Source organism: Pseudomonas sp. 32_A, from assembly GCF_017490905.1.
Lineage (GTDB): Bacteria > Pseudomonadota > Gammaproteobacteria > Pseudomonadales > Pseudomonadaceae > Aquipseudomonas > Aquipseudomonas inefficax.
This window is the reverse complement of the sequence record NZ_JAFGYI010000491.1, coordinates 1-243: the sequence shown is the minus strand read 5'-3', so window position 1 is coordinate 243 and position 243 is coordinate 1. Positions and strand designations below refer to the sequence as shown.

The window sequence follows — 243 nt, the reverse complement described above, 5'->3', positions numbered from 1 at the left end:
TTGGCGTGTTGCCCTCGCCGAACACCGGGAAGTAGAAGCCCAAGGTGCTGAACAGCAGCACGAAGTAGCCGACGTTGCCCAGCCAGGCACTGATCCAGTAGCCCCAGGCCGAGGAAAAGCCCATGTACTCGCCAAAACCGGCCTTGGCGTAGGCATACACCCCGCCATCCAGGTCAGGCTTGCGATTGGCCAGGGTCTGGAACACGAATGCCAGGGTCAGCATGCCGACCGCGGTGATTGCCC

Annotated in this window: 1 protein-coding gene; it reads right to left on the bottom strand. The window is 62.1% G+C overall.

Going from position 1 to position 243, the window contains the following annotated elements:
- Positions 1 to 243 (bottom strand): amino acid permease (locus tag J5M58_RS28635; RefSeq protein ID WP_207880678.1); only part of this gene is annotated, 243 nt, incomplete at both ends.